This window comes from Thermus islandicus DSM 21543, assembly GCF_000421625.1.
Lineage (GTDB): Bacteria > Deinococcota > Deinococci > Deinococcales > Thermaceae > Thermus > Thermus islandicus.
Genome location: NZ_ATXJ01000005.1, coordinates 61,519 through 87,776, shown reverse-complemented (window position 1 = coordinate 87,776; position 26,258 = coordinate 61,519). Strand labels below are relative to the sequence as shown.

28 protein-coding genes and 3 tRNA genes are annotated in these 26,258 nt (G+C 68.7%); 20 read left to right on the top strand and 11 right to left on the bottom strand.

What is annotated here, in order from left to right:
- Positions 1 to 12 precede the first annotated feature (12 nt).
- Complete coding sequence (locus H531_RS0107005; protein ID WP_022798646.1) at positions 13 to 1,134, bottom strand: N-acetylmuramoyl-L-alanine amidase; 1,122 nt, start codon at positions 1,132 to 1,134, stop codon at positions 13 to 15.
- Between the two features lie 48 nt (positions 1,135 to 1,182).
- Here H531_RS0107005 and H531_RS0107000 point away from each other — a divergent pair, with 48 nt between their 5' ends.
- Together H531_RS0107000 and H531_RS0106995 are read left to right on the top strand one after the other, a co-directional pair.
- Positions 1,183 to 1,617, top strand: coding sequence for an OsmC family protein (locus H531_RS0107000; RefSeq protein WP_022798645.1), 435 nt, complete (start codon positions 1,183 to 1,185; stop codon positions 1,615 to 1,617).
- Positions 1,618 to 1,621: 4 nt separating this feature from the next.
- Complete coding sequence (locus H531_RS0106995) at positions 1,622 to 2,380, top strand: type III pantothenate kinase (protein WP_022798644.1); 759 nt, start codon at positions 1,622 to 1,624, stop codon at positions 2,378 to 2,380.
- Here the strand turns inward: H531_RS0106995 and H531_RS0106990 are convergent.
- Positions 2,343 to 2,702, bottom strand: coding sequence for an SRA domain-containing endonuclease (locus H531_RS0106990; protein ID WP_022798643.1), 360 nt, complete (start codon positions 2,700 to 2,702; stop codon positions 2,343 to 2,345). The genes H531_RS0106995 and H531_RS0106990 overlap by 38 nt on opposite strands.
- 89 nt (positions 2,703 to 2,791) lie before the next feature.
- Here H531_RS0106990 and H531_RS0106985 point away from each other — a divergent pair.
- The 4 genes from H531_RS0106985 (at position 2,792) to H531_RS0106970 (ending at position 4,666) form a co-directional block, all read left to right on the top strand.
- A tRNA-Cys gene (locus H531_RS0106985) sits at positions 2,792 to 2,866 on the top strand.
- Positions 2,867 to 2,872: 6 nt separating this feature from the next.
- Positions 2,873 to 2,949 (top strand) — tRNA-Val (locus H531_RS0106980).
- 102 nt (positions 2,950 to 3,051) lie between these two features.
- Positions 3,052 to 4,596, top strand: coding sequence for a tRNA lysidine(34) synthetase TilS (tilS, locus tag H531_RS0106975; RefSeq protein ID WP_022798642.1), 1,545 nt, complete (start codon positions 3,052 to 3,054; stop codon positions 4,594 to 4,596).
- A tRNA-Ser gene (locus H531_RS0106970) sits at positions 4,575 to 4,666 on the top strand. The genes tilS and H531_RS0106970 overlap by 22 nt, the downstream gene beginning before the upstream one ends.
- Positions 4,667 to 4,691: 25 nt before the next feature.
- Here the strand turns inward: H531_RS0106970 and H531_RS0106965 are convergent.
- Entirely contained in the window at positions 4,692 to 5,297 is a 606-nt protein-coding gene (locus H531_RS0106965) for a YkgJ family cysteine cluster protein (protein ID WP_022798641.1), read from the bottom strand.
- Positions 5,294 to 5,497 carry a hypothetical protein gene (locus H531_RS0106960; RefSeq protein WP_022798640.1) on the bottom strand — a complete coding sequence of 68 codons (204 nt, stop codon included), beginning with the start codon at positions 5,495 to 5,497 and terminating at the stop codon, positions 5,294 to 5,296. The genes H531_RS0106965 and H531_RS0106960 overlap by 4 nt, the downstream gene beginning before the upstream one ends.
- A 36-nt stretch (positions 5,498 to 5,533) precedes the next feature.
- Between H531_RS0106960 and H531_RS0106955 the strand changes: the two genes are divergently transcribed.
- Positions 5,534 to 6,022 carry a DinB family protein gene (locus tag H531_RS0106955; RefSeq protein WP_022798639.1) on the top strand — a complete coding sequence of 163 codons (489 nt, stop codon included), beginning with the start codon at positions 5,534 to 5,536 and terminating at the stop codon, positions 6,020 to 6,022.
- Between the two features lie 41 nt (positions 6,023 to 6,063).
- Positions 6,064 to 6,459 carry a DUF3197 domain-containing protein gene (locus H531_RS0106950; RefSeq protein ID WP_022798638.1) on the top strand — a complete coding sequence of 132 codons (396 nt, stop codon included), beginning with the start codon at positions 6,064 to 6,066 and terminating at the stop codon, positions 6,457 to 6,459.
- A gap of 75 nt (positions 6,460 to 6,534) precedes the next feature.
- Here the strand turns inward: H531_RS0106950 and H531_RS0106945 are convergent, their stop codons facing one another.
- Genes H531_RS0106945 through rnhA form a run of 3 tightly spaced genes read right to left on the bottom strand, consistent with a single transcriptional unit; the run spans position 6,535 to position 9,570 of the window.
- Positions 6,535 to 7,392 carry a hydroxymethylglutaryl-CoA lyase gene (locus H531_RS0106945; protein WP_022798637.1) on the bottom strand — a complete coding sequence of 286 codons (858 nt, stop codon included), beginning with the start codon at positions 7,390 to 7,392 and terminating at the stop codon, positions 6,535 to 6,537.
- 9 nt (positions 7,393 to 7,401) lie between these two features.
- Complete coding sequence (locus H531_RS0106940) at positions 7,402 to 9,063, bottom strand: acyl-CoA carboxylase subunit beta (protein ID WP_022798636.1); 1,662 nt, start codon at positions 9,061 to 9,063, stop codon at positions 7,402 to 7,404.
- A 24-nt stretch (positions 9,064 to 9,087) separates the two neighbouring features.
- Complete coding sequence (gene rnhA / locus H531_RS0106935) at positions 9,088 to 9,570, bottom strand: ribonuclease HI (RefSeq protein WP_022798635.1); 483 nt, start codon at positions 9,568 to 9,570, stop codon at positions 9,088 to 9,090.
- Between the two features lie 51 nt (positions 9,571 to 9,621).
- Here rnhA and H531_RS0106930 point away from each other — a divergent pair, with 51 nt between their 5' ends.
- The 5 genes from H531_RS0106930 to H531_RS0106910 all read left to right on the top strand — a co-directional run bounded on the left by H531_RS0106930 (position 9,622) and on the right by H531_RS0106910 (position 16,255).
- Positions 9,622 to 9,900, top strand: a complete 279-nt coding sequence (locus H531_RS0106930; protein WP_022798634.1) for an Lrp/AsnC family transcriptional regulator — start codon at positions 9,622 to 9,624, stop codon at positions 9,898 to 9,900.
- On the top strand, positions 9,900 to 10,451 hold the full coding sequence (locus H531_RS0106925) for a CPBP family intramembrane glutamic endopeptidase (protein WP_022798633.1): 552 nt from the start codon (positions 9,900 to 9,902) through the stop codon (positions 10,449 to 10,451). Before H531_RS0106930 ends, H531_RS0106925 begins: the two co-directional genes overlap by 1 nt.
- Before the next feature lie 203 nt (positions 10,452 to 10,654).
- Positions 10,655 to 13,843 carry a serine protein kinase gene (locus tag H531_RS0106920; RefSeq protein WP_022798632.1) on the top strand — a complete coding sequence of 1,063 codons (3,189 nt, stop codon included), beginning with the start codon at positions 10,655 to 10,657 and terminating at the stop codon, positions 13,841 to 13,843.
- Positions 13,840 to 14,883, top strand: a complete 1,044-nt coding sequence (locus H531_RS0106915; RefSeq protein WP_022798631.1) for a DUF444 family protein — start codon at positions 13,840 to 13,842, stop codon at positions 14,881 to 14,883. The genes H531_RS0106920 and H531_RS0106915 overlap by 4 nt, the downstream gene beginning before the upstream one ends.
- A 1-nt stretch (position 14,884) precedes the next feature.
- Positions 14,885 to 16,255 carry a SpoVR family protein gene (locus H531_RS0106910; RefSeq protein WP_022798630.1) on the top strand — a complete coding sequence of 457 codons (1,371 nt, stop codon included), beginning with the start codon at positions 14,885 to 14,887 and terminating at the stop codon, positions 16,253 to 16,255.
- On the opposite strand, the gene H531_RS0106905 is transcribed toward H531_RS0106910, so the two are convergent.
- The 3 genes from H531_RS0106905 to pdo are packed head-to-tail and all read right to left on the bottom strand — an operon-like array spanning position 16,252 to position 18,109.
- Positions 16,252 to 17,040, bottom strand: coding sequence for a TlpA disulfide reductase family protein (locus tag H531_RS0106905; RefSeq protein WP_022798629.1), 789 nt, complete (start codon positions 17,038 to 17,040; stop codon positions 16,252 to 16,254). The two genes, H531_RS0106910 and H531_RS0106905, sit on opposite strands and share 4 nt — an antisense overlap.
- Entirely contained in the window at positions 17,041 to 17,418 is a 378-nt protein-coding gene (locus H531_RS0106900) for a rhodanese-like domain-containing protein (protein ID WP_022798628.1), read from the bottom strand.
- Between the two features lies 1 nt (position 17,419).
- Positions 17,420 to 18,109, bottom strand: coding sequence for a protein disulfide oxidoreductase (gene pdo, locus H531_RS0106895; protein ID WP_028490709.1), 690 nt, complete (start codon positions 18,107 to 18,109; stop codon positions 17,420 to 17,422).
- A 166-nt stretch (positions 18,110 to 18,275) separates the two neighbouring features.
- Here pdo and H531_RS0106890 point away from each other — a divergent pair, with 166 nt between their 5' ends.
- From H531_RS0106890 to H531_RS0106875, 4 genes are read left to right on the top strand one after another with little or no spacing between them, the layout of a single operon-like run.
- The gene (locus H531_RS0106890; protein WP_022798626.1) at positions 18,276 to 19,712 is read left to right on the top strand and encodes an MBL fold metallo-hydrolase; all 1,437 of its coding nucleotides are present in this window, start codon (positions 18,276 to 18,278) and stop codon (positions 19,710 to 19,712) included.
- A gap of 21 nt (positions 19,713 to 19,733) precedes the next feature.
- A complete protein-coding gene (locus H531_RS0106885) occupies positions 19,734 to 20,393 on the top strand; it encodes a rhodanese-like domain-containing protein (RefSeq protein ID WP_022798625.1) in 660 nt (219 codons plus the stop codon).
- A complete protein-coding gene (locus H531_RS0106880) occupies positions 20,390 to 21,139 on the top strand; it encodes a sulfite exporter TauE/SafE family protein (protein ID WP_022798624.1) in 750 nt (249 codons plus the stop codon). Before H531_RS0106885 ends, H531_RS0106880 begins: the two co-directional genes overlap by 4 nt.
- Before the next feature lie 9 nt (positions 21,140 to 21,148).
- Positions 21,149 to 21,997 (top strand): nitrilase-related carbon-nitrogen hydrolase, encoded by an 849-nt coding sequence (locus H531_RS0106875; protein WP_022798623.1) that lies wholly within the window; start codon positions 21,149 to 21,151, stop codon positions 21,995 to 21,997.
- Here H531_RS0106875 and H531_RS0106870 read toward each other — a convergent pair.
- Complete coding sequence (locus H531_RS0106870; RefSeq protein ID WP_022798622.1) at positions 21,992 to 22,906, bottom strand: peptidylprolyl isomerase; 915 nt, start codon at positions 22,904 to 22,906, stop codon at positions 21,992 to 21,994. The genes H531_RS0106875 and H531_RS0106870 overlap by 6 nt on opposite strands.
- A gap of 13 nt (positions 22,907 to 22,919) precedes the next feature.
- Between H531_RS0106870 and hemE the strand changes: the two genes are divergently transcribed.
- From hemE to hemG, 3 genes are read left to right on the top strand one after another with little or no spacing between them, the layout of a single operon-like run.
- A complete protein-coding gene (hemE, locus tag H531_RS0106865; RefSeq protein WP_022798621.1) occupies positions 22,920 to 23,945 on the top strand; it encodes a uroporphyrinogen decarboxylase in 1,026 nt (341 codons plus the stop codon).
- A complete protein-coding gene (hemH, locus tag H531_RS0106860; protein WP_022798620.1) occupies positions 23,942 to 24,895 on the top strand; it encodes a ferrochelatase in 954 nt (317 codons plus the stop codon). The genes hemE and hemH overlap by 4 nt, the downstream gene beginning before the upstream one ends.
- Positions 24,883 to 26,238 carry a protoporphyrinogen oxidase gene (gene hemG, locus H531_RS0106855; RefSeq protein WP_022798619.1) on the top strand — a complete coding sequence of 452 codons (1,356 nt, stop codon included), beginning with the start codon at positions 24,883 to 24,885 and terminating at the stop codon, positions 26,236 to 26,238. Before hemH ends, hemG begins: the two co-directional genes overlap by 13 nt.
- Positions 26,239 to 26,258: the final 20 nt, after the last annotated feature.

The window sequence follows — 26,258 nt, the reverse complement described above, 5'->3', positions numbered from 1 at the left end:
GACCTAGGGCCGCTAACGGGCATAGGCCCCGTTGGCGAGGAAGGTGAGGATGCCGGAAAAGAGGCCCTGGGCTACCTTTTCCCGGTAGGCGGGGTCGGCCAGGCGGCGCCCCTCCGCCGGGTGGTCGCCGAAGCCCACCTCCACCAGGACCGCGGGCACCTTGGCGTAGCGGAGGACGAAGAGGTCACCGGGAAAGCTCCCCCGGAAGGGGCTCCCCGTGGCCTGGGAGAGGCGCCGCCCGAGGGTCTCGGCCAGGCGCTGGCTGAAGCGCTGGTTGGCCTGGGCCACGATGTCGGTGAGGATCCTTTCCGCTACGGTCTTGGCCTCCTCGGTGAGGCGCCGGCCCACCTCCCCTCCCCCGTTTTCCCAGATCACCTGGGCGAGGACCCTGGGGTCCTGGCTCCGGCCGAAGTAGAAGACCTCTACCCCCTGGGCGGTGCGGGTGGGGGAGGCGTTCACGTGGATGGAGACGAAGAGGTTCACCTGGGAGCTGTCGGCGAGGGCGGCCCGCCGGGAGAGGTCCGTGCGCTTGTCCGGGGAGAGGTGCATGTCCCGGTCCCGGGTGAGGCGCACCCCTATCCCCTCCCCCTCCAGGAGGCGCTTGAGGCGGAGGGCCAGGTCCAGGACCACCTCCTTCTCCACCACGTACCCCACCATCCCCGGGTCCACCCCTCCGTGCCCGGGGTCCAGGAGGACCACGGGCCTTGGGGGCTTGGGCGGGCGGCCCTTGGGGGGGGCCTCCGGGGTCTTGGGCGGGGGGGGCGCCTTGGTCAGCGAAGCTACCTTGAGGCTGAGGTCCACCACCAGACGGTCGGGATCCGGGTAGCGCTGGGCCTTGACCTCCACGGCCCCCTTCAGGCGGACCAGGACCCGCACCCTCTCCTTCTCCGGCACCACCTGGACCGAGGCCACCTCGGGGGAGTTCACCACCAGGTCCTGGGCCTCGGCGATCAACGAAGCTACCTTGGGGCCGGAAAAGACCAGGGTGAGGAGGTCCCCCTCCTGGTCCAGGCGGTAGACCACCTGGGCCGAGGGCAGATCAAAGACGAGCCGGGTAAAGCCCTCGTGCACGCCCACGCGGGGAAAGGCCAGGGCGAGACTCCATAGCCAGGCCAACCCTAAGAGCCTGCGCATCTACGCCCATTCTAGCGGCCTAGGTGAAAGCTTGGTAAAATCCGGCTCATGACGAAGAAGGTCGTGGTCCACCGGATCGTGGGGCACCGCTTTTTGGGGGTGAACGAAGCGGGGGACAAGGTGATGATCGACGGGGACCAGCCCGCCACGGGCCCGAGGCCCATGGAGCTCCTCCTCATGGCCCTGGGGGCCTGCACCGCCTATGATGTGGTGGACATCATGGAGAAGAAGCGCCAGCCCCTCGCCCGCTACCGGGTGGAGGTGGAGGGGGTGCGGGCGGAGAACCACCCCCGGCGGTACACCCACATCACCGTGACCCATATCGCCTCGGGGCCGGGGGTCACGCTGGAGGCCCTGGAAAGGGCCGTCCACCTCTCCCATACCAAGTACTGCTCGGTAGCGGCGAGCCTCAACGCCGAGATCGCCGTCCGGGTGGTCCTCGAGCCCTGGGAGGAAGGGCCTTCGGCGCCGGAGGAGGTCTAGGGGCATGCTCCTTGCGGTGGACATCGGCAACACCTCCACGGCCCTGGGGGTCTTTGCGGGGGAAAGGCTCGTGGCCCGCTTCCGCATCCACACCGACCGGATGCGCATGGAGAGCGAGTACCGGGTCCTCCTGAACCACCTCTTCGCCTTAGAAGGCCTTCCCCCCCCCAAGGCGGCCCTCCTCGCCAGCGTGGTGCCCCCCGTGGAGCAGGAGATGAGGCGGGCCATAGCCCGGCTCTTTGGGGTGGAGGCGCGCATCGTGGACGCGGCGGCCACGGGGCTCGAGGTGGCCCTGGAAAACCCCAAGGAGGCGGGGGCGGACCGCCTGGTGAACGCCGTGGGCGCCCTGGCCTACGAAAGCCCCACGGGCCGCTACATCGTGGTGGACTTCGGCACCGCCACCACCTTTGACCTGGTGGAAGCCCCGAACCGCTACTTGGGCGGGGCCATCACCATCGGCCCCCAGACGGCCGCCGACGCCCTGGCCGCCCGCACGGCCAAGCTGCCCCGAATTGACCTGGTGCCCCCACGGGCCGCTGTGGGCAAGAACACCCTCGAGGCCCTCCGCTCGGGGCTGGTCCTGGGCTACGCCGCCCTGGTGGAGGGGATGGTCCGGCGCTTCAAGGAGGAGGCGGGGGAGGCCCTGGTCATCGCCACGGGCGGCTTCGCCGAGACCCTAAGGCCCATCTGCCCCTCCTTTGACGTGGTGGACGAGGACCTGACCCTCAAGGGGCTCCTCCGGATCCACCGGGCGCAAGGGTGAACCAGTACACGTACCGCCCCTCCTCTTCCCAAAGGGCGTAGCGCCACGCCTCCACCCGGTAGGGCCCCAGGTCCCGCCACCTTCCCGGGGCCTCCCGCAGGAAGACCCTGAGGGGCCGGCCCTCCTTATGGGCCAAAAGGAGCCGCAGGTTCCCCCCTCGAGGCTCCTGGTGGCCCCGCCTCCCCTCCCCCATGTAGAGGATCCGCCCGTCCGGTAGGAAGCGGTTCCGGTAGCCCGACTCCCCCCGGTCCACCAGGAGGCTCTGCTTCCCGATCCCCTTGCGGGTGCGGTGGTAGGCCAAAACCTCGCTCCAGGCGAGCATGGTCGCCCAAGGTTTTACCCAAGCCCGACCCTCGCCGACAAGCTTCCTTGACAGGGTTTCTCAGCGCGTGCTACGATACCAAGCGGCTTGGCGCCGTAGCCAAGGGGTAAGGCAGAGGTCTGCAAAACCTCCATTCGCCGGTTCGAATCCGGCCGGCGCCTCCAGAGGGCGGGCGCGTAGCTCAGGTGGCCAGAGCACTACCTTGACACGGTAGGGGTCGGTGGTTCAAGTCCACTCGCGCCCACCAGAAGGCCCCGGGGGTGCCCGGGGCCTAGCCTTTGCCTCCCCCACCCCAGGACCCTGCCCTTCCACGGGGGGCCCGTGGCCCGCAAGCCCCTATAGTAAGGGCGTGGACGAGGGGGAGGTGGCCCTCCTGGAGGCGGCCTTTAGGGAACGCCTGGAGCGGCTTGCCCCTAAAGACCCCTTGGTCCTGGCGGTCTCGGGGGGCGGGGACTCGGTGGCCCTGGCCCACCTGGTGCGGCGGGCCGGGCGGAGGGCGGTGGTGGCCCACCTGGACCACGGCCTCCGCCCCGAAAGCCCCGAGGATCTGGCCTTCGTGCGGGCCCTTTCGGAAAGGCTCGGCTTTCCCTTCTACGCCGAGCGGGTGGAGGTGGGGAGGATCGCCAGGGAGCGGGGGGAGAACCTGGAGGCCGTGGCCCGGGCGGTGCGCTACGCCTTTCTCCACCGGGTGGCCCGGGAGGCGGGGGCGAGGGCCATCCTCACCGCCCACACCCTGGACGACCAGGCCGAGACCGTCCTCCTCAAGCTCCTCCAGGGCACGGCCCGGGGCCTCGGCATCCGGGAGAAGGAGGGGCTCGTGGTCCGCCCCCTCCTCCCCTTTTCCCGGGAAGCGCTCAGGGCCTACCTCGTGGCCCTGGGGGAGGCCTGGCGGGAGGACCCCACGAACCAGGACCCCACCCCCGACCGCAACTACCTGCGGCTAAAGGTCTTTCCCCTCCTCCTCACGCGGTTTCCCCGGGCCCGGGAAGCCCTCGCCCGCTTCGCGGGGGTACGGGAGGAGGAGGACACCCACCTGGAGCGGGAAGCCCAAGCCCGTCTCCTCCCCGACCCCCGTTTCTTCGTCCCCGCCTACCGGGTAGCCCCCCTCCTCCACGCCCCCGAGGCCGTGCGCCGCCGGGCCCTCAGGCGGCTTTTGGAGACCCTGGACCTCCGCCCCGAGGCAAGGCTTGTGGCCCTTCTGGAGGAGGCCCTGAAGGGCAGGGCACTGGCCCTCCCGGAGGGGCACGTGGCCCGGCGTTTCCTGGGCACGCTTTTCCTCATCCCTCCACGCCCCGAGGTGCCCCTCCCCGAGGGCTACCGCAGGGCCGGACCCGGGGACTACCTGGCCATGCCCTTTGGCCGCAAGCGGCTCGTGGAGTTCCTGGCGGAGCAGGGGGTGCCCAAGGAGCTCAGGCCCCTCTGGCCCGTGCGGGGAGAGGGGAAGAGGGTGGAGGAGGTCCTGGGGCTCTTCCCGCCCCCTGAGGAGGCCCACCTCATGGCCCTTGCCCTGGACCAGGCCAGGAGGGCCTCCGCCGAGGGGGAGGTGCCCGTGGGGGCCGTCCTGGTGCGGGGAGGGGAGGTCCACGCCGCCCACAACCTTGTGGAGGCCACGGGGGACCCTACGGCCCATGCGGAGATGCTCCTCCTCAGGGAGGTGGGCAGGGAAGCCCGGGGGGCAAGGGTCTACGTCACCCTCGAGCCCTGCCGCATGTGCCACCACGCCCTCCTCGAGGCCGGGGTGGAGGTGGTCTACGGAACGGAGAACCTCAAGGAGGGAGCCCTCACCCGCTATGGGGAGGGAAGGGGGATGCGGGGTGGCCTGGGGGAGAGGGAATGTGCTAAGCTCTTAAGGGATTTCTTCGCCCGGCTCAGGGAGGGGTGCCGGAGCGGTTGAACGGGCCGGTCTCGAAAACCGGTAGGCCCCGCAAGGGGTCTCGCGGGTTCGAATCCCGCCCCCTCCGCCAGGAGGCGGCCCTGGGGCCGCCTTTTTCACACCACCTGGTACCCCCACCTCCCCCCCAGGACCCCCAGGGCCCTAAGCCTCCCCTCCACCGCCTCCCGCCCTTCAGGAAGGCCCTGGAGGAGGAGGTAGAGGAGGCCCGCAAGTTCCCCGAGGAGGAGGAAGCCGTAGCGGGCCCGCTCCTCCTCCCACAGGGACTCCATCCGCAGGCGGGCCATGCGCCAGGGCACGGGGAGAAAGTGCCCCTTGGGAGCCTTGGCTTCGGGAAGGCAGAGGGCGGGGTCGCCCACGGTGAGGAGGCCCCGGCAGGCGAGGGGCCTCTGGGCGTAGACCCCGCAGAGCCCCCCCTCCAGGAGGGGGCAGGGGGTGCGGGTCTGGAAGTAGCGGCTTGGGAAGAGGGGGTCGTCCTTGCCTTGGCAGAGGAGGGCGAGCCGCCTCGGGCCCTCCTCCAGGAGGCGCGCCCTTTGGGCCTCGCCAAGGTGGGGAAGGAGGGCTTCCGCCTCGAGGCGGCTTAGGCTGACCCAGCCGAAGCAGCAGGCGAAGCAACCCGCGCGGCAGGAGGGCCAGAGCCCCTTCCCCTCCAGGTAATCGGCGAGGTCCCGGTCAAAGGCCTGGTAGGCTTCCTCCACCCTCATCGGCGCTGGCGGTACACTCCCCGCCTGGGGTCAAAGGGGCAGGCGCGCGCGGCCACGTGGGGGCAGAAGCGCCGGTAACGGGCCACCTGCGCCGCCAAGGCCAGGGGGAGACCGCAGGCAGGGCAGGCCCTGGCGGACCTTCGCCGAAGGAGGAAGGGGACGGGGAGAAGGGCCAGGAAGAAAAGGAGCAGGCCTTCCATCCCTACCCAGTCTAGGGGTTGGGGTAGCATGGGGGTATGCCCGCGCCCTTTCTGGAACCCCTGGTGCCGGGGGTGCCCCCGGCGGTTTCGGCCTGGATCCAGGGCCTGAAGGAGGTGGCCCTGCACCTGGAAAGGTGGGCCTTTGACCTCGAGGAGGAGGCCTTCTGGTGGCGGCCCAAGGGGGGAGCCAACCCCATCGGGGGGCTGGTGCGCCACATCACGGGAAGCTCCCTGCGCCTCGGCGCCTACGCCCTCCCCCTCCGCCTCCCCGACTGGGCGAGGAAGGGGCGGGAGTGGGAGCTACAGGGCGAGCCCGAGCCCAAGGAGGTGGTGGTGGCCCGCTTCCGCGAGGCCTGGGAGGCCCTCCTTCCCGCCCTCCGGGAGCTAAAGGAGGAGGACCTGGGGAAGCCCGTCCTCGTGGGAAGCCAGGGGGTGGAGGCCCCCCGGGCCCACGTCCTCCACCACCTGGTGGAGCACGCCCAGCACCACGCGGGGCAGGTCATCTACGCCCGGAAGCTCCTCTAGCCCCACTTCGGGACGGGGCCCTGCCCCGGTATGATGGGGGCATGGAGCGCGTGGGCTTGCGAAGCGCCCCCAAGGCCACCCTCGAGGCCCTGAAGGAGGCCCTGAGGGGCATTCGCCTTCCCGAGGCCAAGGTCTACCTCATCACCGACTGGCAGGACAGGAGGGACCAGGCCCGCTACGCCCTTCTCGTCCACACCCAAAGAAAGGACCTCCTCACCCCCGACGCCTTCGGCCCCGCCTTCCCCGGCGGGGAGGAGGCGCTTTCGGAGCTGGTGGCCCTTCTCCTGGAGCGGGGGGCCCGGAGGTTCTACGAGGCCGTGGTCTCCCCGGGGGAGCTCACCGCCCTCCTGGGCTACCCCACGGAGGAGGTGCTCAGGCGGGTGAACGCCATCGCCAACCCCACCGACCCCGGGATCTACCTCAAGCAGGCGGCCTAAGTATCCCACCGCGGCCAAGCCCCAAAAGGGCTTCCTTTCTGGCCATCCCATGTGGCGGGCTCCACGTGCGGACACTTAGCCATAAAGGGCCCTAAGCCGCGCCGCCTCCTCCGCGAGCTGGGGGAGGCGGCTTAGGTTCACCCCGGTGGCGAGGCCCTTCTTTTCCAGGTACGGGAGGACCACCTCGGTGGGGAGGTTGCCCACCAGCTCGTCCCCGGCGAAGGGGCACCCCCCCACCCCGGCCAGGGCTCCCTCCAGCCAGGTGATCCCCGCCTCCAGCACCGCCTCCACCTTCTTTAGGGCCCCTTCAGGCCTGGCGTGGAGGTGGGCCCCCAGGCCCTCGGGGCCAAAGCCGGCCACCGCGGCCTTCAGGACCTCAAGGATGCGCCTTGCGTCCGCCACCCCGTAGGTGTCGGCGAGGGCGATCTCCCTCACGCCGAGGGCTTTAAGCCGGGCGATGGCCTCGAGGACCCCCTCCACGCTCCAGGGGTCCCCGTAGGGGTTGCCGAAGGCCATGGAGAGGTAGACCACGAGGCCGAGCCTCCCCCGGGTCCTTTCCACCATGGCCTCCACCAGGGGCCAGGACTCCTCCATGGAGCGGTTCGTGTTCTTGCGCTGGAAGGTCTCGGAGAGGGAGAAGGGGTAGCCCACGTGGGTCAGATTGGGGGCGGCCAGGGCCCTTTCCAGGCCCCGTTCGTTGGCCACGATGGCCAGATAGGTGCGCCCTTCCGGGGGCGGGAGGGGCTTAAGCACCTCCTCGGCGTCTTCCATCTGGGGCACCCACTTGGGGGAGACAAAGCTCGTGAGGTCCAGGTGGCGGAAGCCTGCCTCCAGGAGTCCTTTTAGGAAGGCCACCTTTTCCCCCGTGGGGATGAAGCGGGAAAAGCCCTGCCACGCGTCCCTAGGACACTCCACCCACTTGGCTTCGGCCACCTCGCCCTCCTACACCTGGAAGACCCCCACCCGGAAGGGCTCCCGCTCGGGGTTCAGAGCGCAGGCCTCGAGGGCCCGGATGAGCCACTTCCGCGTCTCGTGGGGGAAGATGACGGCGTCCACCCAAAGCCTGGCGGCGGCGTACCGGGAGTCCAGGGTCTCCTCGTAGCGGCCCTTGATCCGCTCGTAAAGCTCCCGTAGCTCCTCGTCCGAGGGCTCCTTCCCCTCCCGCCTGAGCTTCTCCACCTCAAGCTCTAGAAGGGTCTTCGCCGCCTGGGCCCCGCCCATCACGGCGTACTTGGCGCTGGGCCAGGCGAAGAGGAAGCGGGGAGCGTAGGCCTTGCCCGAAAGGGCGTAGTTCCCCGCCCCGAAGGACCCCCCGAGGATCAGGGTGATCCGGGGCACCACCGAGTTGGAAACGGCGTTGACGAGCTTCGCCCCCCGCCTTATGATCCCCGCCTGCTCCGACTCCTTCCCCACCATGAAGCCCGTGACGTCCTGGAGGAAGAGGAGGGGGATCCCCATCTGGTTGACCTCGAGGATGAACCGGGCCGCCTTGTCCGCCGCCTCGGCGTAGATGACCCCCCCCACCTCAATCCGCCCCTTTTTCTTCAGGATGAGGCGCTGGTTGCCCACAATGCCCACGGGAAAGCCTCCGATCCGGGCAAAGCCCGTAACCAGGGTCTCCCCGTACCCCCCCTTGTACTCCAGAAACTCCGAGCCGTCGGCGATCCGGGCGATGACCTCCCGAAGGTCGTAGGGGCGGCTTCCGTCCGGGGAGACCAGGCCGTACAGGTCCTCCAGGGGGTAGAGGGGCTCTCTTGGCGCCTTGCGGTCCTCGGCCCAGGGAGCGAGGCGGGGGGGCGGGTAGAGGGCGGCGAGCTCCCGGATGCGCTTCAGGGCCGACTCGTCGTCGGGCTCGTAGAAGTCCACCGTACCCGAGACCTCGTAGTGCATCCTGGCCCCCCCGAGCTCCTCCGAGGAGACCTCCTGGCCGATGGCCGCCTTCACCAGGGCGGGGCCCGCCAGATAGAGGCCGCTTCCCTCCGTCATGATGAGGACGTCGGTCATCACCGGGAGGTAGGCCCCCCCGGCCACGCAGTTCCCCATGATGGCGGAGATCTGGGGGACCCCCAGGGCCGAGAGGCGGGCGTTCAGGTAGAAGATGCGGCCGAAGTCGTCCTGGTCGGGAAAGACCTCGTCCTGAAGGGGGAGGAAGACCCCGGCGGAGTCCACCAGGTAGACCGTGGGGATGCGGTTCTCCAGGGCGATGGTCTGGGCCCGGATCACCTTCTTGGCGGTGATGGGGAAGAAGGCCCCCGCCTTGACCGTGGCGTCGTTGGCGATGACCATCCAGTCCCGGCCTGCGATCCGGCCGATCCCCGCCACCACCCCCCCGGCTGGGGCTCCGCCCCACTCCTCGTACATCCCCCACCCCGCGAAGGCCATGAGCTCGTAGAACTCCGTCCCGGGGTCAATGAGCTTTTGGATCCGCTCCCTTGCGGTGAGCCGGCCTTTCTTGTGCTGGCGCTCTATGGCCTTCGGGCCCCCTCCCTGGCGGACCTTCTCCAGGCTCTCCCGAAAGTCCCGTACCAGGGCCACCCAGGCGTCCTTGTTGGCCTTAAAGGTGGGGCTTTCCCGGTCCTCGGGACGCAAGGCGGTTTCCAGCATGGCCCAATTGTAACGCTTTTCTGCCTATCCGTGGAAAAGCGTGGAAACCTGGGGCGGCGGGCAGGGCACCCTGGGCTGGGCCCGGGCCTGGCGCCTGGCCTCCCGGTCCACCCGCTCGTTCTCCGGGTGGCCGGCGTGCCCCTCCACGAAGTGGAGGCGCACCCGGTGGGGCGCCATGGCGGTAAGGAGCGCCTCCCAGAGGTCCCGGTTCTTCACTGGGCTGCCGTCCGCCGTCCTCCAGCGATGCTGCCGCCACCGGGAAAGCCACCCCTCCGTGAAGGCCTTCCTCAGGTACTGGCTGTCGGTGTAGAGGTCCACCTCGCAGGGCTCCTTGAGGGCCTTGAGGCCCTGGATGGCGGCGGTGAGCTCCATGCGGTTGTTGGTGGTGCAGGCCTCCCCCCCGGAGAGGAGCTTTTCGTGGGCGTTGAAGCGGAGAAGGGCCGCCCACCCCCCAGGGCCGGGGTTGCCCAGGCAGGCCCCATCGGTGAAGAGCTCCACGCGCCGCATGGCCGCCACCAGGATACCGCGGCGGCCACCCCCCGCCCTTATCATGGAGGGGTGATCACGGCCTTCGTCCTTATCCGCGCCCAGGGGCGGGCGATCCAGGCCCTAGGGGAGGCCATCGCCGAGCTTCCCCAGGTGGCCGAGGTCTACTCCGTGACCGGGCCCTACGACCTGGTGGCCCTCCTCCGGCTCAAGGACCTCGAGGAGCTGGACGACGCCGTAACCCAGGGCATCCTGGCCCTGGAGGGGGTGGAGCGCACGGAGACCCTCCTGGCCTTCCGCGCCTACCCCAGGCGGCTCCTGGACCAAGGCTTCTCCTTAGGACCGGAGTAGTGCCCCGCCCCTGGCGCCTCCTTCTCCTCCTGCAGGGGGGCCTTCTCCTTGTGGGGACCTCGGGGGCGCTCCTCCTGGGCCTACCCCTGGGGGCGGGGCACCCCGTGCGGGACCCCCTCCTGGCCCTGGGCCTCCTCGTGGCCTTGGGGGGCCTCGAGGCCCTGTTCCAGCACCTCTTCCCCACCTCCTTCCGGGAGGCGGAGGCGCTCCATCGCGAGCTCCTTCGGGCCCTAAGGGAAGCGGGCACGGGGCCCCCTGCCCTCCTCCTCCTGGCCCTCCTCTCCGGGGTGGCGGAGGAGGTGTTCTTCCGCGGGTTGGTGCAATCCCTCCTCTTCCTGAAGCTCGGGGCCTGGGCGGTGGTCCTCCAGGCCCTCCTCTTTGCCCTCCTCCACCCTGCCCCTCGGAAGGCCTTCGCCTATCCCCTCTACACGGGGGCGGCCGGCCTCCTCTTCGGCCTGGCCTACCTCCTCACGGGAAGCCTCCTGCCCGGGATCCTGGCCCACATCCTCCACAACGCCCGGGGCTTCTACCAGGCCTGGTACGGTTCCTAAAACCCTTTGCTTTGGGTTCCTGCGCTAAGTGTCCGCACGTTGGTTTCGCGGTAAGGAGGCCCTTTTGGGGCTTGGCCGCGCTGCCCTACCGGGGCCTAAAGCGGGGCTTGGGCCAAGGCAGGGAAAGGCAGGCCACATTCTCCCCGAACCCCGTGGTAAAATGGCCCAAAGCCTATCCAAGGGACTATGAAGGGAGGGCATCCATGAGCGAGCTGGAGTTTATCCGCCAGCGCCAAGACCTGGAAGCCTACCGGGCCTTGAGCTGGGAGGGTTCCTTCGCCGACTACCTGCGCCTCCTCAAGGAGGACCCGAGGCCCCTAAGGACCAGCTTTCAGCGGGCCCACGACATGATCCTGGCCCATGGGGTGGAGGAGTACACCCTCTTTCGGGAGAAGCTCCTGCACTACCCCTTCTTTGACGACCCCTTTGAGGGGGGTAAGGACGCGGTCTACGGCCTGGACAAGCCCCTCATGCGCCTGGTGGCCACCTTAAAGGCAGCGGCCCACCGCCTAGGCCCCGAGCGCCGCATCCTCCTCCTCCACGGGCCCGTGGGCTCGGCCAAGAGCACCATCGCGAGGCTCCTCAAGAAGGGCCTCGAGGCCTACAGCCGCACCGAGGAGGGGAAGCTTTACACCTTCTACTGGAAAACGGAGGAGGGCCCCCTCCCCTGCCCCATGCACGAGGAGCCCCTGCACCTCCTCCCCCAAGGGATCCGGGAGGCCTTCCTGAAGGAGTTGAAGGCCCTCCACCCCGAATACCCCTACCCCCTCGAGGTGGAGGGGGACCTCTGCCCCGTCTGCCGCTTCATGATGCGCGAGGCCCTGAGCCGCCACGGAGGGGACCTGGCGGCGGTCTTGGAAAAGGAGATCGGGGTCAGGCGCCTCGTGCTCTCGGAGAAGGACCGCGTGGGCCTCGGCACCTTCCAGCCCAAGGACGAGAAGAACCAGGACTCCACCGAGCTCACCGGGGACATCAACTACCGCAAAGTGGCCATCTACGGCTCCGACTCCGACCCTCGGGCCTTTAACTTTGACGGGGAGCTCAACATCGCCAACCGGGGCCTGGTGGAGTTCATTGAGATCCTCAAGCTGGACGTGGCCTTCCTTTACGACCTCCTCACCGCGAGCCAAGAGCACAAGATCAAGTCCAAGAAGTTCGCCCAGACGGACATAGACGAGATCATCCTAGGCCACAGCGTGGCCGGGTGGACCCCCATCCTTTACCGGCACCGGGGGAGGCTCGGCTGGACCACGCTGGAGGGGCTTTACGGGCGCTTTGGCGAGGGCCCTGAGGGTCTGGAGGTGCTGGCCTACGACACCGAAGGCAAGGAGGTCCGCTGGACCAGGGTCTTAGGCCTCTACCGCCACCCCTTCTCTGGAGAACTCCTCACCTCGGCCCAGAAGTGGGGGGTAGTGGAAACCACCCCCAACCACTCGCTCTACGACCGGGAAGGGCGGGTCTTCTACCCCGAGGAGGGGCGGGAGATGCTGGGCCTAAGGCACCTGCCCACCCCTCTCGTCCCTCCGCCCCGGATGGTGGACGTGGCGGAAGGTGTACCGGGCTTGGCCGTGGAGGAGGAGCCCGCCCTGGCCCTCGCCGCCCGCCGGTTCACCCGTCCCATCCCCCCAGGGTATGCCCGGCTGGCCCTTCCCCGCCACGCCACCGCCCTGAAGGCCCGCTACCACCTGCCCCAGGACGAGGAGGACCTGAAAGCCCTCCTCACCGTCCTCATCTGGTACGCCACCGAAGGGCACGAAAGCGCCCTTAAGGGGGGCATCGTCCTCTCCTCGGCCAACCGGGAGGAGCTGGAGCGGGTCAAGGCCGCCTACGAGCGGATCTCCGACGCCAAGGGCCACATCCACTCCGGTTCCGAGCGAGACTCCGCCTGGCGGCTTTACCTGGGAGCCGAGGTTATCCGGGTCTTGGCCGAGCACCACTGCGGCAAGGGGGCAGCGCAAAAACGCCTCCCCGACTTTCTCTTCGCCCTGCCTCGCCCCTACCTGGAACACGCTTGGGAAGAACTCCTTAAGGCCGATGGGTCCCGGCGAAAAGGGCAACAAAAGGGCTCCGAGGCCTACCGGCGGCCGTACGGGGAGTTCAAGACCCTTTCCCCCATGCTGGCCGCCCAGGTGGGGGTGCTCCTGAGCCTCCTGGGGCACGACTACAGCGTCCATTTCTACCCCAGGCCCGGAAAAGCCCCCGCCTACCGGATCCGCTATGGTTCCGGGGAGGGCAAGCCGGGAGGCCGGCACAAGCGGCCCACCCCCCGCCTCTTCCGCCGCCCCGCCGGGGGCGAATGGGTCTACGACATCGCCTGCGAGGGCCTCCACAACTTCGTCTGCGGCGTGGGGAGCATCGTCTGCCACAACACCAACGAACCCGAGTACCGCAAGCTCCAGGCCAACGAGTACATGGAAGCCCTCCGGGACCGCACCATCAAGATTGACGTTCCCTACATCCTTAGGGTCTCCGACGAGGTGAGGATCTACCGGCGCGACTTCGCCCGGGTGCGGGGCAAGCACATCGCCCCCCACACCCTGGAGATGGCCGCCACCTGGGCTGTGCTCACCCGGCTGGAGCCCCCCAAGCGGGCCGGCCTCACCCTCATGCAGAAGCTCAAGCTCTACGACGGCAGGCTTCTGCCGGGCTGGACGGAGGAGGCGGTGCGGGAGCTCATGGGGGAGGCCAAGCGGGAGGGCCTCGAGGGCATCAGCCCCCGGTACATTCAGGACAAGATCAGTAACGTCCTCGTCACCAGCGAGGAGCCCTGCATCAACCCCTTCATGGTGATGAACGAGCTGGAGGAAGGCCTCAAGCACCACTCCCTCATCTCCGACGAGAAGACCCGGGAGCGCTACCGGGCCCTCCTCCAGGAGGTGAAGGCGGAGTACGCCGAGATCGTCAAGAACGAGGTGCAGCGGGCCATCGCCGCCGACGAGGAGGCCCTACACCGCCTCTTCCACAACTACATAGACCACGTGAAGGCCTATGTCCTGGGGGAGAAGGTGAAGAACCCCTACACTGGGGCTCCCGAGCCCCCCAACGAGCGGCTCATGCGCTCCATTGAGGAGCGGATAGAAATCCCCGAGTCCCGCAAGGACGACTTCCGCCGGGAGATCATGAACTACATCGGGGCTTTGGCCCTGGAGGGCAGGCAGTTCACCTACCGGGACAACGACCGCCTGCGCCGGGCCCTGGAGCTCAAGCTCTTTGAGGACCAGAAGGACACCATAAGGCTCTCCGCCCTGGTCTCCGGGGCCGTGGACCCCGAGACCCAGGCCAAGATTGACGTGGTCAAGGCCAGGCTCATCCGGGACTACGGCTACTGCGAGCACTGTGCCAGCGGCGTCTTGGAGTTCGCCGCCTCCATCTTCGCCCGGAGCGAGAAATGAGGCCCATTGAGCGCGATCTCCAGCGCTTTAAGGAGATCGTCCGAGGCGAGGTGAAGAAACGGGCCCGGGAGTTCCTGACCCGGGAGGAGCTTCTGGGCCAGCTCGAGGGGCGCCTCGTCTCCATTCCCCTCCCCCAGCTGGAGGTGCCCAAGATCGTCTACGGCGAGCCCCTGGGGGAAGGCCCCTTGGGGGCAGGGCCGGGGTCGGAGGGCCTGGGCCCGGGGGGGCACATCCCCGTGGCCGAGCTGGAGCTGGAGGAGTTCTTGGACCTGGTGGGGGAGGCCCTGAGGCTTCCCCACCTCCGGCCCAAGGGCGAAGGAGAGGTGACGGAGGAGGCCCTCCGCTACACCACCATCGCCAGGAAGGGCCCCCGAGGCCTCCGACACGTGCGCCGCACCCTCAAGGAGAGCCTCAAGCGGAGCCTCCTTTCCGGCCACTACCGGGAGGAGGACCCGAGGCTCGTTCCCGAGCGGGAGGACCTGCGCTACAAGGCCCCGAAGACCCGGCCTAGGCCCCACGCTCAGGCGGTGGTCCTCTTCGCCCTGGACGTCTCCGGGAGCATGCGGGAGGAGGAGCTCGGGCTGGTCAAGACCCTCTCCTTCTGGATCACCCTCTGGATCCGGCGCCACTTCCCCAGGCTGGAAAGGCGCTACCTCCTCCACGACGCCGAAGCCTGGGAGGTCCCGGAGGAGGAGTTCTTCAGGGCCCGGGAGGGGGGCGGAACCCGGCTCTCCAGCGCCCTCCTCCTGGCGGAGGAGATCCTTAAGGCTTACCCCGAGGCCTTCTACAACCGCTACCTCTACCACTTCTCCGACGGGGAGAACTGGCAGGGGGACACACCTTTGGCCCTCGAGGCCCTGGGCCGCCTCCTCCCAGGCCTCGCCCTCTACGGCTACGCCCAGGTCCAGGGGCCCTACGGCCAGGGGCGCTTCCTCCTGGAGGTGGAGGAGGCCTTCGGGGAGCGGGAAGGGCTTAGGGCGGTGGAGGTGCGGGGCCGGGAGGACCTGCCCCTGGCCCTGAGGCGGCTTCTGGGAGGGTGAGGTGCGTAAGGAGTTACGCTACTGGGCCGAGCGCCTTCAGGAAAGGGCCTTGGCGGAGGGGCTTACCTTCCCCCCCGTGCTCTTTGAGGAAGTGGGGCCGGAGGAGATGGCCATGCTGGCGGCCTACGGGGGCTTTCCCCGCCGCTACCCCCACTGGCGCTGGGGGAGCGAGTATTTGCGCCAGCGGGAGGTGTACCGTTACGGCCTCGGGCGCATCTACGAGCTCGTGGTCAACACCCGCCCGGTGCACGCCTACCTCCTCAAGGGCAACACCCTCCTCGCCCAAAAGCTCGTCATGGCCCACGTCTACGCCCACGCCGACTTCTTCCAGAACAACCTGGCCTTCCGGCCCACCCCCAAGGACATGCTCTCGGAGATGGCCCACCACGCCGCCTACGTGGAAAAGGCCATGGAGCGGCACGGGGCGAGGAGCGTGGAGGAGTTTTTGGACATGGCCCTCTCCCTGGAGAACCTGATAGACCCCCACGCCCCCTACATCCAGAGGCCGGAGGAGGGGGAGGAGGAGAGGCCCAAAGGGCGCCTCCCTGTCCGCCCCTACCTGGACCCCTACGTGAACCCCCCGCCCGAGCCCCCCAAGGAGGCGGAGGAGGGGGCAAGCCCAAGGCCCCTCCCCCCCAAGCCCACGCGGGACATCCTGGGCTTCCTGGCCTGGCACGCCCCCCTGGCCCCCTGGCAGAAGGGCATCCTGGAAATCATCCGGGAGGAGAGCCTCTACTACGCCCCGCAGGCAGCCACCAAGATCCTCAACGAGGGCTGGGCCACCTACTGGCACACGAAGCTCCTCCTGCCCCTCCTCAACCCCGAGGAGGCCCTGGAGTTCGCCGAGCTCCAGTCGGGCCTCCTCGCCGCCCATGGCTTCAATCCCTACCGCCTGGGGTACTTCCTCCTCCAGGAGGTGGAGGAGCGGTGGGATAAAGGCCGCTTCGGCCCCGAGTACGAGGCCCTGCCCTTAGGGGAAAGGCTTCGCTACGAAAGGCCTGCGGGAGAAGGGAGGAGGAAACTTTTCCAGGTGCGTACCGTGCACACCGACATCTCCTTCCTGGAGGAATTCCTCACCCCCGAGTTCGCCCTGCGCCAGCGCCTCCTCGCCCCTGAGGACTTGCCCCGCTTCGCCGAGGCCAAGCAGGCCCTGCTCTTCCGCCTGACCAACCTGGGCTACCCCATCGTGGAGCTTTTGGACGCCAACCACGCCAACCGGGGCGAGCTCTATCTGCAACATCTCTATGAAGGGGTGGAGCTGGACCTGAGGAAGACGCGGGCCGTCCTGGAGAACCTGCGGCGCCTCTGGGGCCGACCCGTGCACCTGAAGACGGTGGCGGCGGGCAAGGAGACCGTGATCTCCGTGGGCTAGCGCAAAGCCCGGAGGTAGCCGAGCAGGAGGGCCTCGGAAAGCTCTCCTAGGTGCCGGGCCACCAAGCGGCCTTCCCGGTCAAAGAAGAAGGTGGTGGGGAGGCCCTGCACCCCCAGGGCCTGGGAGAGCTTGGTCTCGGGGTCCAGGAGGACCCACTGGGCCTCTATGCCCTCCGCCTCCAAGAAGTTTCGCACCGCCAGGGGACCTTCCCCCTGGCTCACGAAGACGAAGTGGACGTCCGGGTTCTCCCGGGCGAGGCGCGCCATCATGGGGAGCTCCCGCCTGCAGGGCGGGCACCAGGTGGCCCAGGCGTTGAGGATCAAGGGCTTCCCCTGGAAGTCCCCAAGCCGTACCTCCGCCCCCCCCAGGGCGGGGAGGACGAGGTTGGGAAGCCTTTCTCCTTCCGTTCCCCTCCGGCCCATAAGGAGGCCTGCGGCCAAAAGGGCCGCCGCCCCGGCCAGAAGGGCGTACCGCCATAGGTGCTTGGGCAAGGTCATGAGCGTGTAGCCTCCCCCTGCCAAGATACCCCACCAGGGGTCAAACCCCCCCTGCCAGACGTAGAGGACCGAGAGGGGGTCCTTGGCGTAAACCGAGGCGTTTTCCAGCACAAAGCCAAGCCGCGCCCCAAGAAGGCCTACCCATACAGCGTTCTGGCCCCAGCTAGCAAGCCTCCGGTCCGTCCTCCTCGCCAGAACCTCCGCCGCTCCCCAGAGGACCAAAAGGGCCAGGGCCACCTGGAGGCGGACCCAGGGGATGGCAAGGGGGCCCACCTGCAAGGCGTCCATCTACCGCACCAGGGGGTAACCGGCCCGCTCTATGGCCAGGACACCCCCCACCACGTTGTAAAGGTTGGTGTACCCCTTCTTCTTGAGAAACTCCGCCGCCTGGCGGCTCCGGTTGCCGCTGTGGCAGTAGAGGTACACGGGCTTGTCCTTGGGAAGCCTGTCGGCCCAGGCGGCGATCTCCTGAAGGGGCAGGTTCACCGCGCCCGGGACGTGGCCCTGGGCGAACTCCTGGGGGGTGCGCACGTCCACCACCCAGGCTCCGGACTCCAGGGCCCGGTAAAGCTCCCCTGGGTCCACGTTCTGGTAGCTTCCCTTAGGCCCACAGGCGGCGAGGACTAAGGGAAGGGCGAGAAGGCCAAGGAGGGCGCGGCGGGTCATCCTAGGCCCTCACCCCCACAGCCCTTTGGATGGCTTGGAGGAACTGGGAGAGGGGCTGCGCCCCAAGAATACGCTCCTTGCCGTGGTTGATGACGGTGTCGGGCACGCCGTGGATGTGGTAGCGGTCAGAAAGGGCAGGGAACTCGTTGGCCTCAATCATCTCGCCCCACACCTTAGGGGAAGCGTAGGCCAGGCGGTGGGCCGTGCGCACCGCCTGCGGGCAGTAGGGGCAGGTGGGGGTGACAAAGACCTGGAGGACCACCTCTTCCGGGAGACTGTTGAGCTCCTGAACCACGTTTTCTGGCAGGCCGTGGCCGTCGCGGCCCAGCATCTCAATGTCCTCCAGGAGGCTTGCGAACTCGTACCCCGCCGGGATCCCCCGGTAGCGGAGGTTGATGGCCTCCGAACCCTTCTCCCGGAGGATCAGGGTGGGGGCAGCCTCCACCTTATACGCCTGGGCCTTCTCCTTTCCTTCCGGGGTGGCCAGGTCGTGGACCACCAGGTGGAGCTTTTCGGAGAGGCCCACGAGCTCCTCCAGAAGCTGCTTCGTCTCCTTGCAGTACAGGCAGGGCTCCTTGCCCGGGGCGATGAGGGTGGAGGAGTCGGTAAAGAGCACCATCTCCACGTCCCGGCTGAGGTCGGCAAGCCGTTCCCGCACGATCTCTTGCTCCTTCGGTCCTAAAAGCGCCATGCTCACCTCCGGAATACCCCGGTAGGGGTACCTCCAGGCTTTCACTATACCAGACAAAGGCGTACGGGGATAGAGCGCTCTTTCACGTTCCCCCACCTTGACACCATTACCCCCCATGGGTATACTGGCCCCCGAGGGACAGAGGTCCCTTGCCGGAGGTGAAGGCATGATCTTCCGTCAGATTTACGAGGAAGGCCTCGCGCAGATGAGCTACCTCCTGGGCTGCGCCGCCACCGGGGAGGCCTTGGTGGTGGACCCCAGGCGGGACGTGGACGTCTACCTGGAGCTCGCCCAGAGCCTGGGCCTCCGCATCACCGCCGTGGCCGAAACCCACATCCACGCCGACTACCTCTCGGGGGCCCGGGAACTGGCCAGGGCCACAGGGGCTACCCTCTACCTCTCCGACGAGGGGGATGAAACCTGGAAGTACAAGGGCCTCGAGGGCTTCTCCTACGTCCTCCTTAAGGACGGGGACGAGTTCCGGGTAGGGAACATCCGGGTGAAGGCGGTGCACACTCCGGGCCACACCCCGGAGCACCTCTCCTTCTTGGTGGCGGACGGGGCGGTGACCGAGGAGCCCCTCCTCTTCCTTACCGGGGACTTCGTCTTCGTGGGGGATGTGGGGCGGCCCGACCTCCTGGAGGAGGCGGCGGGGATCCGGGGCACGGCGGTCCCGGGGGCAAGGCGGATGTTTAAGAGCCTTAAGGAGAAGTTCCTCACCCTGCCGGACCATGTCCAAGTCTGGCCCGGCCATGGGGCGGGCTCGGCCTGCGGCAAGGCCCTTGGGGCCCTTCCCGCCACCACCGTGGGCTACGAGCGCCGCCACGCCTGGTGGGCCGAGTACCTGGAGCGGAACGACGAGGAGGGCTTCGTGCGAGCCCTCCTTCAGGGTCAGCCCGAGGCCCCCACCTACTTCAAGGAGATGAAGCGGCTGAACCGGGACGGGATGCCCATCCTAGGAGGCATCCCTCACCCGGGCCGCCTCACCAAGAGCCAGTTTGAGCGCTGGCTCACGGAAGGGGCCATCCTGGTGGACACTCGGGACAAGTTCGCCTTCGCCGGAGGCCACCTCCAAGGGAGCATCAACATCCCCGCGGGGAAGAACTTCTCCACTTGGGCAGGCTGGCTTCTGCCCTATGACCGCCCCCTCGTCCTCCTCGCCCACCCGAGCCAGGTGGAAAACCTCACCCGGGCCCTCCTCCGCATCGGGCTGGACCAGGTGGTGGGGTACATCCCGGGCCTCGAGGGGTACGCGGAGGGCGAGCTGGAAACCGTCCCCCAGATCACGGCCCGGGAGGCCAAGACCCTCTGGGAGAAGGGAGAGGCCCGCATCCTGGACGTCCGGGGGCGGGACGAGTACCTGGCCGGGCACATCCCCGGGGCCCTGAACCTCCACGCAGGCCGCGTCCTGGCCCACCTGGACAAGCTTCCCAAGGACCGCCCCCTCATCGTCCACTGCTTGGGGGGCGACCGCTCCAGCACCGCCATCAGCGCTCTCCTCGCCCAAGGCTTCCGGAACGCCATTAACCTCACCGGGGGGATAAGGGCCTGGCAGGAGGCAGGCTTCCCGGTGGTGAAGGGCGAGGAGTTGGTGGAGGCCTAAGACGTAGGAAGGAGGCCAGCCATGTACGAGACCCAGGTCAAAGACCTAAGCCCGGAAGAGGCCAAAAAGCTCTACGACCAAGGAGTGCCCTTCGTTGACGTGCGGGAGGTGGAGGAGTACGCCCAGGCCAGGATCCCGGGGGCGAGGCTCCTCCCCCTTTCGGAGTTCATGGCCCGCCACGGGGAGATCCCCAAGGACACCCCCGTGGTCCTCTACTGCCGCACGGGGAACCGCTCGTGGCAGGCGGCGGCGTGGCTCGCGGGGCAGGGGTACTCAAACGTTTTGAACCTGGAGGGCGGGATCGTGCGCTGGTACCGGGCCGGGCTTCCCGTGGACACCACCCCCGTGGAGGTGGGCTACACCGCCACGCCCTTTAAGGAGGTAGGACCCCACGAGGCGGCACGGCTTTTGCAGGAGGCCTTTGTGGTGGACGTGCGGGAGGCGTGGGAGTACGGGGAGGGCCACGTGCCGGGCGCGGTGAACATCCCCCTCTCCACCTTGCCCCAGAGGCTTTCCGAGCTTCCCCAGGACCGGCCCATCCTCCTGGTGTGCAACTCGGGAAACCGCTCCGGGGTGGCCGCCGACTTTTTGGTGCAACAGGGCTTCCCCGGGGACAGGATCTACAACCTCGAGGGCGGCACCTACGCCTGGATGGGAGCAGGCCTCCCGGTGGAGCGATGACCCTAGCCCTTATCGGCGCGTTGCTCATTGGACTCTCCCTAGGGCTTTTGGGCTCGGGGGGGTCTATCCTCACCGTGCCCGTCTTGGTCTACCTTCTGGGCGAACCCCCCAAGCAGGCCATCGCCGAAAGCCTCCTCATCGTGGGGGGGATCGCGCTTTTGGGCGCCATCCCCTTTGCCCTAAGGGGTCTTGTGGACTTCCGGAACGTCCTCTTCTTCGGCCTTCCGGGCATGGCGGGCACTTACCTTGGGGCCTGGCTTTCGCACCTCGTCTCCGGGCAGGTCCAGCTCCTGGTCTTCGCCGGGGTGATGCTGGTGGCCGCCTACTCCATGGCCAGGCCTCCTGTCCTGAAGCGCACAGAGGGTGGGAAGCGGAAGCCCTGGAAGATCGTCCTGGACGGTCTGGCCGTGGGGGCCCTCACCGGCTTCGTAGGGGTGGGGGGCGGGTTCCTCATCGTGCCCGCCCTGGTCCTCCTGGGGGGCCTGCCCATGCACCTGGCGGTGGGGACGAGTCTGGTCATCATCGCCCTTAAGTCCTTCGCCGGCTTCTACAAGTACCTCCACCTCCTCCCCGCCTTGGGCCTTTCCGTGAACTGGGCCAACGCCGGCCTCTTCATCCTGGTGGGCACCCTGGGGAGCTTTTTTGGGGGAAGGATAGCGGTGCGGCTCCCCCACGAGACCCTAAAGCGGGGGTTCGCCCTCTTCCTGGTAGGGATGGGCGTCTACATCATCCTTCAAAGCCTGTAGACTGGGAGCGTGCCCTTCCGCACGCTCCTCGCCGTGCAGGCAGAGGCGGTCCTTCAGGCCTACCGCACGGAGGCGGCCTTCCGGGAGCGGGTCTTCTCCCTCCTCGCCCCCCTTCAGGGCACCCCCTCCCCCAGGCTTGCCGCCTTCCCCGAGCTCTTTGGCCTTCCCCTCCTCCTCCACCTCGAGGGGGAGTTTCGCTGGAAGGACCTCCTCAAAGACCCCCTCCTCCCCTGGCGGCGGGCGAGGCGGGCCTACGGGGTCTTCCACCGGGTGATGGCCGAGGCCGCGAGGGCCTTTGGCGCCTACCTCCTTTCGGGCACCCTCCTCTCCCCTCCCTACGAGGAGGAGTTAGCCCGGGGAAGGTTTGCCCGTACGCCCCGCTTCCAGAACCTGGCCCTCTTCTTTAACCCCGAGGGCCGCCTTCTGGCCCAGGTGCCGAAGATGGAGCTTACCCCTCCCGAGCGCTGGCTCAAGAGGGGAAGCTTCGGCCCCCACCTGGTGGAGACCCGGGGGGGACGGGTAGGGATCCTTATCTGCCTGGACGGATTCCACGAAAAATACCTCGCCCGGCTGGACGCCCTGGGAGCCGAGGTCCTCCTCCAGCCCTCCGCCAACCCCGCCCCCTGGGAAAGGCCCTGGCCCCAAGACCCCAGGCGGAAGGAAGGGGAGGTGTGGCTGGCTGCGGCCAGGGAGCGGCTTTCGGGCCGGGAAAACCTGCGGCTCCTCCTGAACCCCATGCTGAACGGGGCGATCCTGGGCCTCCCTTTTGAGGGCCAAAGCGGGATCTACGCCCCCGGGGAGACCCTCCTCCTGGCCAAGAGGCCCAAGGGGGACGAGGCCCTCCTCCTCACCCTATAGCCGCTCGGGGAAGAGCTGGATGGGAATGCGGCGGATTAGGCTCTTTGCGAGCCGCTCCCAGGCCTGGTCCTTCACCCGGGCCTCGAGGTCTTCCGCCACCTCCTCCAGGGGGTAGCGGCCGGGAGGCAGCACCCGCTCCAAGAGGATGAGGTGGAAGCCGTATTCGGTCTTTACGGGCGGGGAAACCTCCCCGGGCTTGAGGGCGAGAAGGGCCCGCTCAAAGGCAGGGGTGTAGGTGCCCTCCGGGGCGCACCCCAGCGCCCCGCCCGCTTCCCGGGAGCCCGGGTCCTGGGAGAGGGCCTGGGCCACCTCGGGGAAGGCCTCTCCCCTCCCTAGGCGGCCCATGGCCTCCTTGGCCTCCTCCAGGGTGGGCAGGAGCACGTGCCGGGCGCAGTAGAGGGCCCCGTGGCGGTACTCGGGGGAGAGGAGCCAGAGGGCCTTAAGGGCGGCGGGAGCGACCCTCAGCTGCTTTCGGTAGTGGCCCTCCAGGGCCTCGAGGGCCAAGGCCTCGGCGAGGAGAAGCCGATAGGTCTCGAGGTCCGGCACCCCCGCCTCCTTCAGGGCCGCTTCCAGGGCCTCCTCGCCCATGGCCCCCTTGAGCTCCTCCACCCGGGCCTGCACGCGGTCGGGCAGGGGCCAGAACCCCTGCCGCCTCGCCACCTGCAAAAGCGCCCGCTCCTCCGCCAGGGCCTCTAGGTAGGGGGCGCGGTACTGGGCGAGAAGGGCCCGGGTCTCCTCCGAGTCGGGCAGGCCGAGCTGCCGCAGGGCGCTTTTGGCGAAAAGGCCGAAGCGGAGCTCAAACTGGCTTTTGCGGAGGGTCTCGGCCCCCACCTGGGCCACCGCGGGGTCCTCCTGGGCCAGGGCGAGGGGGGCAAGGGCCAAGGAGAGGGCGAGGAAAAGGGCGCGCATGCCCCATGCTACCATGGGGGGCGTGAACGACCTCCTCCTAAGGGCCGCCCGGGGCGAGCCCACCCCCAGGCCCCCCGTCTGGTTCATGCGCCAGGCAGGCCGCTACCAGAAGGCCTACCAGGAGATCCGCAAGCGCTACACCCTCCCCGAGATCGTGGAAAACCCGGAGGTCTGCGCCGAGGTCACCCTCCTGCCCGTGCGGGAGCTCGGCGTGGACGCGGCCATCCTCTTCGCCGACATCACCACCCCCCTCTACGGCATGGGGGTAAGCCTCTCCCTGGTGGAGGGGAAGGGCCCCGTCATCCACGAGCCCATCCGGGACGAAAAGGGCGTGGAGGCCCTAAGGCCCCTCGTGCCCGAGGAGGCCGTCCCCTTCGTCCTGGAGGCCATAAGGATCCTGAAGCGGGAGCTTAGGGTGCCCCTCATCGGCTTCGCCGGGGCCCCCTTCACCCTGGCGAGCTACCTGGTGGAGGGGGGCCCGAGCCGCCGCTTCCTCACGGTGAAGGCCTTCATGTACCGCGAGGAGGCCCTCTGGCACCGCCTCATGGCCAGGCTCGCCGAGGCCATGGCCCGCTACCTGAGGGCCCAGGCGGAGGCGGGGGCCGACCTCCTCCAGGTCTTTGACTCCTGGGTGGGGGCCCTCTCCCCTGCGGACTACCGCCGCTACGTGAGGCCCCACATGGAGGGGCTCTTCCGGGCCCTTAAGCCGCTTGGGGTGCCGGTGATCCACTTCGGGGTGGGGACCATGGGGTTCCTCCAGGAGATGCAGGGGGCGGGGGGGGATGTCCTGGGCCTGGACCACCATACCCCCCTCCCCTGGGCCCGGGAGGTGCTGGGGAAGACCCCGGTCCAGGGGAACCTGGACCCCGCGGTCCTCCTCGCCCCCAAAGAGGTGATCCGGCGGGAGGTCCTGAGGATCCTCCAGGAAAACGCCGGCCGCCCTGGGCACATCTTCAACCTGGGCCACGGCATCCTGCCCGGCACCCCGGCGGAGAACGTGGCCTACGTGGTAGAACTCGTGAAGGAGGTTTCCGCATGAACGTCCTTTTGATGGCCTACGGCACCCCCTACGCCCCGGAGGAGATAGAGCCCTACTACACGGATATCCGCCGGGGTAAGCGGCCCCCGGAGGAACTCCTTAAGGAGCTTTCCGAGCGCTACGAGGCCATCGGCAAAAGCCCCCTGAACGAGATCACCCTGGCCCAGGCCATCCGGCTCCAGGCCCTTTTGAACCTCGAGGCCCCCGCCTACCCCAAGCGCCTCCAGGGCCCCCACCCCCCCCGCACCCCCCAAGGCCCGGCGCGGGTCTACGTGGGCACCAAGCACTGGCACCCCTCCATCGGGGAGGCGGTGGCGGCGATGCACGAGGACGGGGTGCGGCGGGCCGTGGCCCTGGTGGCCGCCCCCCACTACTCCTTAAGGAGCGTGGCCGAGTACCAGGAGAAGGTGGAGGCGGCCCTGAAGGCCCTTCCCGAGCCCATAGCGTTCCTCTGGGTGGAGAGCTACGAGGCCCATCCCGGCCTCATCGCCGCCTACGCCAGGAGGCTGGAGGAGGCCATCTGGCGGCTCAGGGATCCCAAGCGGGCCGCCTACGTCTTCACCGCCCACTCCATCCCCCTCTCCGCCGTGGAAAGGGGGGACCCCTACCCAAGGCAGGTGGAGAGGACGGCCGAGCTCATCGCCAAAAAGCTCTCCCTCCCTCGCTACCACGTGGCCTACCAGTCGGCCGGGCGCACCCCGGAGCCCTGGCTCGGCCCCGACATCAACGAGCTTTTGGGGAAGCTCAAGGAGGAGGGGTTTGAGGAGGCGGTGGTCCAGGCGGTGGGCTTCCCCGCCGACCACCTCGAGGTCTACTACGACCTGGACCTCGAGGCCCAGGCCACCGCAGAACGGGTGGGCCTGAGGCTTCTTCGGGCCCGGGGACTGAACGCCGATCTGGACTACATCCAGGTCCTTAAGGACCTGGTGGAGGCGGCGTGGCTCAGGTAGCCGTGGTGGGTGGGGGGTGGGCGGGGCTTTCCGCCGCCTTGGCCCTGAAGGAGGCGGGGGCGGACTTCCTCCTCCTGGAGGCCACCCTCCGCCTCGGGGGCAAGGTGCGCACCCTGCGGCAGGGGGGCTTCCTGGTGGAGGGCGGCCCTGACGCCAGCGTGCGCTACAAAAAGGAGGTGCTGGAGCTCGCCCAGGCCTTCGGCCTCGAGCCCATAGGCACCCTGCCCCAAAAGCCCTCCGCCTTCATCCTGCGCAAGGGGAAGGCCCACCCCCTCCCCGAGGGCCTCCTCCAGCTGGTGCCGGGGGACCTCCGCGCCCTGGCCAAAACCCCCCTCCTCTCCTTCCCCGGGAAGCTCCGGGCCCTTCTGGACCTCCTCCTCCCCCGGGGGAGCAAGGAGGACGAGCCCTTAAGGGAGTTTGTGGAAAGGCGGCTTGGCCCTGAGGTCTATAACGCCCTGGTGGCCCCCCTGGCCGGGGGGATCTACGGCGGGGAGCCCGACGTGCTCTCCATGCGGGCGGCCTTTCCCCAGCTCTGGGCCCTGGAGCAAACCCACCGGAGCCTCCTCCTCGGGGCCATGCGGGAGAGGAGGAAGCGGGGAAGCCGCGAGGGAGGCAGCCTCTTCTTCTCCTTCCCCGAAGGGCTTTCCGCCCTCACCCAGAGGATGGCGGAGGCCCTGGGGGAGAGGGTCCTCCTCGCCACCCCGCTCCTTTTCCTGGAGCCCCAAAGGGGGCGCTACCGCCTCCACACCCCCAAGGGGACCCTCGAGGCCGAGGCCGTGGTCCTGGCCACCCCGGCCCCCCAGGCGGCGGGCCTCCTAAGGCCCTTCCTCCCCGAGGCCACCGCCCTCCTCAAGGGCATCCCCCACGCCCCGGCCGCCACGGTGAGCCTGGCCTTCCCCGAGGAGCTCCCCCTGGAGGGCCACGGCCTCCTCGTCGCGGCGGGCGAGGGGTACCGGGTCCGAGGCTTCACCTGGACCCACCGGAAGTGGCCCCACCGGGCCCCGGAGGGCGTTAGCCTGGTCCGGGCCTACCTCTCGGGAGAGGAAGCGCGGCTTTCCGAGGCGGCGCTCGCCCGCCTGGCCCTGGAGGACCTGAGGCGCTTCCTGGGCCTCGAGGTGCGCCCCAGCTACACCTACGTCTTCCGCTTTCCCGAGGGGATGCCGAGCTACCGCGTGGGCCACCTGGAGCGGGTAGGGCGCCTGGAGATGGCTCTCCTCAAGGCCCCGGGCCTCTTTCTGGCGGGAAACTACCTGACGGGGGTGGGCCTCCCCGAGGTGGTGGGCTCCGGGAGGAGGGCCGCGGAAAGGGCCCTCGCCTACCTGGCCCTGGCCCCTACCCCCTAGCCGCCGGGAAAAGCCTGGGT

What these genes read in the sequence shown, in the direction of transcription:
- hemE (WP_022798621.1), top strand. Translation starts at nt 22,920, where the DNA reads ATGGGGGGCGTGAACGACCTCCTCCTAAGGGCCGCCCGGGGCGAGCCC.
- H531_RS0107000 (WP_022798645.1), top strand. Translation starts at nt 1,183, where the DNA reads ATGACGAAGAAGGTCGTGGTCCACCGGATCGTGGGGCACCGCTTTTTG.
- hemH (WP_022798620.1), top strand. Translation starts at nt 23,942, where the DNA reads ATGAACGTCCTTTTGATGGCCTACGGCACCCCCTACGCCCCGGAGGAG.
- H531_RS0106950 (WP_022798638.1), top strand. Translation starts at nt 6,064, where the DNA reads ATGGAGCGCGTGGGCTTGCGAAGCGCCCCCAAGGCCACCCTCGAGGCC.
- H531_RS0106880 (WP_022798624.1), top strand. Translation starts at nt 20,390, where the DNA reads ATGACCCTAGCCCTTATCGGCGCGTTGCTCATTGGACTCTCCCTAGGG.
- H531_RS0106990 (WP_022798643.1), bottom strand. Translation starts at nt 2,702, where the DNA reads ATGCTCGCCTGGAGCGAGGTTTTGGCCTACCACCGCACCCGCAAGGGG.
- H531_RS0106960 (WP_022798640.1), bottom strand. Translation starts at nt 5,497, where the DNA reads ATGGAAGGCCTGCTCCTTTTCTTCCTGGCCCTTCTCCCCGTCCCCTTC.
- H531_RS0106995 (WP_022798644.1), top strand. Translation starts at nt 1,622, where the DNA reads ATGCTCCTTGCGGTGGACATCGGCAACACCTCCACGGCCCTGGGGGTC.
- rnhA (WP_022798635.1), bottom strand. Translation starts at nt 9,570, where the DNA reads ATGCGGCGCGTGGAGCTCTTCACCGATGGGGCCTGCCTGGGCAACCCC.
- H531_RS0106900 (WP_022798628.1), bottom strand. Translation starts at nt 17,418, where the DNA reads ATGACCCGCCGCGCCCTCCTTGGCCTTCTCGCCCTTCCCTTAGTCCTC.
- H531_RS0106915 (WP_022798631.1), top strand. Translation starts at nt 13,840, where the DNA reads ATGAGGCCCATTGAGCGCGATCTCCAGCGCTTTAAGGAGATCGTCCGA.
- H531_RS0106870 (WP_022798622.1), bottom strand. Translation starts at nt 22,906, where the DNA reads ATGCGCGCCCTTTTCCTCGCCCTCTCCTTGGCCCTTGCCCCCCTCGCC.
- H531_RS0106885 (WP_022798625.1), top strand. Translation starts at nt 19,734, where the DNA reads ATGTACGAGACCCAGGTCAAAGACCTAAGCCCGGAAGAGGCCAAAAAG.
- pdo (WP_028490709.1), bottom strand. Translation starts at nt 18,109, where the DNA reads ATGGCGCTTTTAGGACCGAAGGAGCAAGAGATCGTGCGGGAACGGCTT.
- H531_RS0106940 (WP_022798636.1), bottom strand. Translation starts at nt 9,063, where the DNA reads ATGCTGGAAACCGCCTTGCGTCCCGAGGACCGGGAAAGCCCCACCTTT.
- H531_RS0106890 (WP_022798626.1), top strand. Translation starts at nt 18,276, where the DNA reads ATGATCTTCCGTCAGATTTACGAGGAAGGCCTCGCGCAGATGAGCTAC.
- H531_RS0106955 (WP_022798639.1), top strand. Translation starts at nt 5,534, where the DNA reads ATGCCCGCGCCCTTTCTGGAACCCCTGGTGCCGGGGGTGCCCCCGGCG.
- H531_RS0106965 (WP_022798641.1), bottom strand. Translation starts at nt 5,297, where the DNA reads ATGAGGGTGGAGGAAGCCTACCAGGCCTTTGACCGGGACCTCGCCGAT.
- H531_RS0106920 (WP_022798632.1), top strand. Translation starts at nt 10,655, where the DNA reads ATGAGCGAGCTGGAGTTTATCCGCCAGCGCCAAGACCTGGAAGCCTAC.
- H531_RS0107005 (WP_022798646.1), bottom strand. Translation starts at nt 1,134, where the DNA reads ATGCGCAGGCTCTTAGGGTTGGCCTGGCTATGGAGTCTCGCCCTGGCC.
- H531_RS0106905 (WP_022798629.1), bottom strand. Translation starts at nt 17,040, where the DNA reads ATGGACGCCTTGCAGGTGGGCCCCCTTGCCATCCCCTGGGTCCGCCTC.